Source organism: Zhongshania sp. (genome assembly GCF_041584495.1).
In the GTDB taxonomy this organism is placed as follows: Bacteria; Pseudomonadota; Gammaproteobacteria; order Pseudomonadales; family Spongiibacteraceae; genus Spongiibacter.
This window is the reverse complement of the sequence record NZ_JBFHDY010000158.1, coordinates 1-5,674: the sequence shown is the minus strand read 5'-3', so window position 1 is coordinate 5,674 and position 5,674 is coordinate 1. Positions and strand designations below refer to the sequence as shown.

Here is a 5,674-nt window from a genome sequence, read left to right as displayed (position 1 = left end):
GCTCGGCAAAATTGATCACAACCATCGCATCTTGGTTGTAGTCGTAAGGCTTGAACTTGGGCATGTCATCACTCCCTGATCAGATGCCTGATTTTAGCAAAAAACACTAGCTTTTAAGAGAAAATCTACAGCCTCAACGCCGCAAGCAGCCGCGCCGCTTGTTGGCGTCGGCCTGCCTTGCCTTGTTATGGGTGTTTTGGCAGAATATACCAATATTTGGTACAGGAGACACCTCATGGCTAGAAACACCAGCATTACACTTGGCCCCCACTTTGACGATTTTATAGCCGCGCAAGTTGACAACGGCCGTTACGGTTCGGCGAGCGAGGTTGTGCGTGCCGGACTGCGCCTGCTTGAAGAAACCGAGAGCAAGCTTGAAAGGCTCCGGCGCCTCTTGAATGAAGGCGAACAAAGTGGGATAGCGGACTACTCTCTTGAAAGTGTTATTGCTGAGCTGGACAACGAAGCCTACTAGTGCGCTCATACCTACTCACCATCGCTGCTCGAAAAGACCTTATAGATATTGGCCGCTTTACCACTGAAAAATGGGGAAAGCGGCAACGTGACAAGTACCTCAAGCAGCTTGATGATGCCTTTAAGATGCTTGCTCGCCAGCCTGAGATAGGCCGCGATGCGAATGACATAAAACCTGCGTACAAAAAGTTCAGCCAGGGCAGCCATATCATCTTTTACCGAACTGGCACGGAATCCAAGATCGTTGTTATCCGAATCCTCCACAATAGTATGGATGTGGAACAGCACCTCTAAAACCTATAACGCTGCCATCACGCGCTTGTCGCGTGCATGGCCTTGTTACAAGGCCGGCTCACCTTAATACTCCGACAACCATAGCGTAATATCTTTACCGGAAAGCAATTTCATCAACTCTACGCATACGGTATATCCGGCAACATCAGTACCATTGCGTTTTTCAAAGCCAATGTCTGCAACCCAATTGTGTTCGCCGAAGTTATAATCGGGATACTCCTTTAGCCAACTCAAAAGTATCTCCAACTGCTCGTCCAAATCCCATGACTCACCGGCAAGCTCAATTGACGGCTTAGGACGATCTTCTGTTAGAGCACGCAGTACTATCGACATATGGAAGCCTTGTAACGCCTGAGCTCAGGTGCGTTTGCGGCGACACGTGCTTTTGCGGAAGCAAAAGTGCGTGGCGGGGCAAACGTCACCTGCAGCGAATTGTTATGTGACGCCCCTCCGTTCCTGACGATCATGTTCTTTTGCTTGCTGAGGCTTTTTTGCTGGCGTCGATGACAACGATGTCAGATGCTTGCTCGTCAGCACCAATGCGCCTTTTTCGAATTGCTTGAATTTGACGCAGCTTATTACCCAGGCCACCAAAATCGATCACGACAAAGATTCCAAAGTTTGTTCGAGATGCGTCTTTGTAGATTTCAAGCTGCTTCTCATAACCATGTTTCACCGTTCCAGATGATCTTTTCATCTCAACTAGAACTCGAGCTTCGTAGCCGTCAGAGAATTTGAAATCTATAGGCCCGCCGCCCATGTTCGCCTCTGGCGAAATGTCGACGTTATTAGCCCTGCAGAAGCAGTCGGCGATTGCGAAATAGATTAGCTGTGCAGCCCTTTCTTTCTTAGGTTTGCCACTGTTCCAAAGCTCCTCCCAAAGATTCCCCTTCTCAACGTGGTGCTTGAACTGGTCGATGGTGGCGTGAACTAACGCCTTCAGTTCGTCTGGCCCCTTATGCACGTCAGGCACTTTGGGCTGCTTGAAGCTATTGAGATCGCGACGCAAGATTTCCCGCATCTTGTAATACGCGAGAGCATCTTCATTCGGATCATAGTTGTCAGAATGTTCCTTCACAGAGCCAAGAAAATGCTCAAACGCTGCAGACGAACCCAAAGCGGCATAGCGTAACGCGGCTTTCCGATCCGCAACTGTAGGCTGTGCTATCCCTGCAAGATACTGGTTCACGCGGTCACGAATAGCCTGGTTTTGAAGTGCCGCAGCTTCAATATCCGACCAGTCGTTGGCAATAGGCAAGTCGCGAACAATGTCTCTCGGCACGAGCAATACCGAAGCCCCTTCGAATTTCGGAAGTTCGCAACCGCTGGGCAAATCTGATTTCGAAGTGGGGATTCCCAGTGAGACGCTAAACGAGTTCGTAATTTCGGCAAGGTGCTCGATGATCACGCGCGTTGTGAAGTCACTGATAGTATCGGGTCCGACATTTTCCTCAAAGAAACCCATTAGTGAGACCATCTCTGGATCGTTTGAGCCGAGATCAATGATCTCTTTAGCGGTTCTCATCATGATCTCGCGTACTTCCTTAGGTCTTGAGCTTCCAGACCGACTGCTGCCTCCGTAGCCAAGGCCAGTCAGGGCCGGCTCTCTGAGGTCGAGTAACCTCCTAGCACCTCTCCAAGCGGCATCACCTTCGCTTTTCGAAATAGCAAGCAATCGTATGTAGTTCGAAAAGTGGTCGCGAAAATTGATGTAAGCGTCTCCAGATATCTTAGGATTACTCGATTTCTCCAATAGCACCGGATCAATGAACAACTGTGTGTCTACATTAAGGAAAGGATCAATTAGTCCCGCCTTTCTTAACTCGCCCTCGTCTATGTCGAAATGCTTGGAAAAGAGCAGGGGGTTCTGAACTTTTGCCATTGCCTAAATCACCGTATCCCAAGCTGCACGCAGCTTCTAGTTTTCATAGCCACATAACGCCACGCTCTGCGGCAAATTTGGAGCGCAGCGGAAAATTTGTCCGACAGCAGCGCTTTGTTATAAGCAGCACCATCCCATTCTTAGCCTCTATTTATTCTTGAATAGGATGAATCAAGCCGCGCGTTCGCCACCTATTACCATTTACCAAAGACTCGAACAACACTCCATCAGACAGTTTCAAATTATCCGCATGGTCTGTCACGATAATTTGTGGGCTAAAGCCGTTATCCAACTCAAGTTCATTACAGTAGATCGAAAGCCTGCTAAATAGGTTTTCAACAGCTTTTATATCTTCATCGATGGGTCTTTCTATCTTTGTTCGCTGTTTTACTTCCTGACTCTTTTGCTCATCAAAGCTCTCAGCAGTATCACGGTTAAAGTTGGGGAAATAAACTTGTGTCGGCTGATCTAAAAACAGTATCGATGGGATGGCACATTCATCAGCGAGCTCAGCAAAATACTTATGCAATGCTAAAAACAACGTAATATGGCAGTATAGCCAATTTGCACCGCTGCCCATTGACCTCAGGTAGATTTTCTCTTCTCCCTGCAAGTGATATAAATCAAATGTTTCAAAAGAGAAACGTAGATTAATGGGCAGATAGCTTTTTTCAAATTCAAAGTGCTTGCCAATCTCAGCCATATATTCATTTACTTTAGCCGATGCCTCTTCTAAGCCTTTTTGTACATTGTATTCTTTGAGGTATTTACTAATTTCATTGAGCTGTTTTTTTGTATCTTTAATATTTTTCTCAAGCTCCGCATCCTCAGCCATATTGAGGGTATCAAGAAGCGCAAACAGTTTTGCCTTCTTCATAACAATGCTTTCATACAGGCTCTTTTGTTCTCTTAGGTGCTTCTCTGTTTTTTCAATCTCTACTATTTGCTGATTTAGCTCTGTAAGTTCTTTACTCACAACCTCAATAGAACGCTTTACATCGACTAAAGACGACTCAAACTTTGCTTTCATCGGGCGAGCTTGAGCAAGATTTCCCGATACTTTAGTGATAGCTTGGTGAAGGTTTTCAGCGCTTTGGCGCAAACTGTCTTTTTCAGTATGACAAAAGGGGCAAACAGCAGTAGAGATACGCACATCCTTTGGTGATTTAAACTGCTTTACGTTATCAACGAACCGTTCTTCTTCCTGAATATGATTTTTAATCGACGAAGCTTGCCGCTGCAGCTTCCTTAATTCTGCCGCTTGTTGATTACGCGCCAGTTTCAACTGATCGTAGCGGCGTGTCATAGCATCAGAATTATAGTCAATTTTCTCAGAAACTATGATGCCGTCGAGTTGCTCTTTAGCATCTTGAGGATGGCGAAGCACCTTATCCAATGATAACGGATCATCTTTAAACCCCATCAAGGCGTAAAGTTGGCTTAAAACTGGGCCGACTTTTTGTTTGTAACTTTCGGATGTACGTTTGTTAGTTTCCTTCTGGCGCTCTAAGCGTCGCATTTCTGCATTAAGTCGTTCTTGATCTTGTTTTAGATGAAAAAACTTTTGATCCACAAGCCCTAAAAAGATCTTAGTATGCTCAATAGCCTGGTCTCGCTTCTCTTTCTCGTCAAACCGATAAAATAATGCATGCTTATTGGCCACAAGGTTTTGATGTTGAAGCATAAACGATGAAAAGCTACGGACAGAGGGTGTAGGTGCTTTCTGGTTAAATCTACGATTGGCTCTCGCTGCCAAAGATTCATCAACATCATCTATATCTAAGAAAAAGCCCCGTAAGTGCTTTTTAAATTCGTCCAATGGACGAAAATAGCTGGAATTGAAGTAGTCTCGGTCAATTTCTGTCGTGTTGAATGCCTCAACACGACGAAAAAAAGCTTTTGTCGCAATATCAGGATCACGAGCAATCACCATATCTTGCTCATCAACAGCAAGCGCCACATAGTAAATGGCGGCACTGGTGGTAATAACGCCTTTAGGGATTGTGTTTTCACCACTACCAAAGCAATAATCAAAAATTTCGATTAAGGCACTTTTACCTGTTGATGACTTACCGGTAACAACATTAAGTCCAGCTTTAAAATTAACAGGATGCTTATTCCCTTTTTTATCAATCACACCAATTTCATGTATAAGTGTTTTCATCGTGGCTTCACTCCTAAAAACGCATATATCTCAACCACTGAGTGACCACTAAATAATCGACCTAATTTTTCTGCGCTTTTTTTATGGACAAAGACAGAATCAGCCCCATCACGTTTACCAAGGGATAGCTGTTGCTCATTAATCGATAGCCAGTCATTGATTAAGCAATATTGAATACATTGCTCTGTTAAGGCTTGAAACCCGTCAATTCGCTCTTGAAGATCATAAAGTTTTGCACGGTCGTCAAAAACTGTCCAAATAGAGCTTCGCTTGTTTGAGTTCGAGAGCTTATGACTGTAAACAGGGTGACTACACAGCGGGATTACCAACTGAGCTAGCAACAAGCTATTTTCAGAATCATCCAAATGTGTGTAAAACGAGGCCAGATATGGACCATACTCAAACGGGTTGTACTTTAATTCGTATAGGGCGTCGACAATACTGCTCATGGCTCTACCTTCCACTTCAAATCTTGCTCGTCATCGTCCATAGCGTCGTGAATCAAGCCATTTCTAAAAACAGGATCTGGGTTTGGGTAACCTTCAATGCCGAATGGTGTTTCGCTGGTTACTTGGTCATATAAATCTTGCGCTAGCGCCACTGGGCTACCTGTTTTCCGGCAAGCGCTACGGTATTTTGCGGAAAATGTTCTAATCCACCTTTCTCGATATTGGCCAACCGCTTCCCTGAATTGCGGGTAGCCATTCAATTCTTCGATTAACGCATTTCTTAACTCTAACCAGTTACCTGTTGCCTCGGGCAGCACATCCTCATACTCAATTTTAAGAATTTTTTGAGCGAATAGCTCGGTAATATATGCATCAACTTCGTCTTCAGTTGCATCTCTTGCGTCGAAATCT

Annotated in this window: 7 protein-coding genes; 2 read left to right on the top strand and 5 right to left on the bottom strand. The window is 44.9% G+C overall.

Annotation, left to right across the window (positions count from 1 at the left end):
* Window positions 1-235 precede the first annotated feature (235 nt).
* Together ABYP33_RS16970 and ABYP33_RS16965 are read left to right on the top strand one after the other, a co-directional pair.
* Window positions 236-475, top strand: coding sequence for a type II toxin-antitoxin system ParD family antitoxin (locus tag ABYP33_RS16970; protein WP_373092339.1), 240 nt, complete (start codon window positions 236-238; stop codon window positions 473-475).
* Window positions 475-768 (top strand): type II toxin-antitoxin system RelE/ParE family toxin, encoded by a 294-nt coding sequence (locus tag ABYP33_RS16965; RefSeq protein WP_373092338.1) that lies wholly within the window; start codon window positions 475-477, stop codon window positions 766-768. The genes ABYP33_RS16970 and ABYP33_RS16965 overlap by 1 nt, the downstream gene beginning before the upstream one ends.
* A 63-nt stretch (window positions 769-831) precedes the next feature.
* On the opposite strand, the gene ABYP33_RS16960 is transcribed toward ABYP33_RS16965, so the two are convergent.
* From ABYP33_RS16960 to ABYP33_RS16940, 5 genes are all read right to left on the bottom strand, one after another.
* Window positions 832-1,101 (bottom strand): hypothetical protein, encoded by a 270-nt coding sequence (locus ABYP33_RS16960; protein WP_373092337.1) that lies wholly within the window; start codon window positions 1,099-1,101, stop codon window positions 832-834.
* Window positions 1,102-1,231: 130 nt separating this feature from the next.
* Entirely contained in the window at window positions 1,232-2,650 is a 1,419-nt protein-coding gene (locus ABYP33_RS16955) for a hypothetical protein (RefSeq protein ID WP_373092336.1), read from the bottom strand.
* Window positions 2,651-2,801: 151 nt separating this feature from the next.
* A complete protein-coding gene (locus tag ABYP33_RS16950; protein WP_373092335.1) occupies window positions 2,802-4,814 on the bottom strand; it encodes a DUF3732 domain-containing protein in 2,013 nt (670 codons plus the stop codon).
* Entirely contained in the window at window positions 4,811-5,263 is a 453-nt protein-coding gene (locus tag ABYP33_RS16945; RefSeq protein WP_373092333.1) for a three component ABC system middle component, read from the bottom strand. Before ABYP33_RS16945 ends, ABYP33_RS16950 begins: the two co-directional genes overlap by 4 nt.
* Window positions 5,260-5,674, bottom strand: a 415-nt coding sequence (locus tag ABYP33_RS16940) for a hypothetical protein (RefSeq protein ID WP_373092332.1), incomplete at its 5' end; no start/stop codon positions are given. The genes ABYP33_RS16940 and ABYP33_RS16945, both read right to left, overlap by 4 nt.

What these genes read in the sequence shown, in the direction of transcription:
- ABYP33_RS16955 (WP_373092336.1), bottom strand. Translation starts at nt 2,650, where the DNA reads ATGGCAAAAGTTCAGAACCCCCTGCTCTTTTCCAAGCATTTCGACATA.
- ABYP33_RS16970 (WP_373092339.1), top strand. Translation starts at nt 236, where the DNA reads ATGGCTAGAAACACCAGCATTACACTTGGCCCCCACTTTGACGATTTT.
- ABYP33_RS16960 (WP_373092337.1), bottom strand. Translation starts at nt 1,101, where the DNA reads ATGTCGATAGTACTGCGTGCTCTAACAGAAGATCGTCCTAAGCCGTCA.
- ABYP33_RS16950 (WP_373092335.1), bottom strand. Translation starts at nt 4,814, where the DNA reads ATGAAAACACTTATACATGAAATTGGTGTGATTGATAAAAAAGGGAAT.
- ABYP33_RS16945 (WP_373092333.1), bottom strand. Translation starts at nt 5,263, where the DNA reads ATGAGCAGTATTGTCGACGCCCTATACGAATTAAAGTACAACCCGTTT.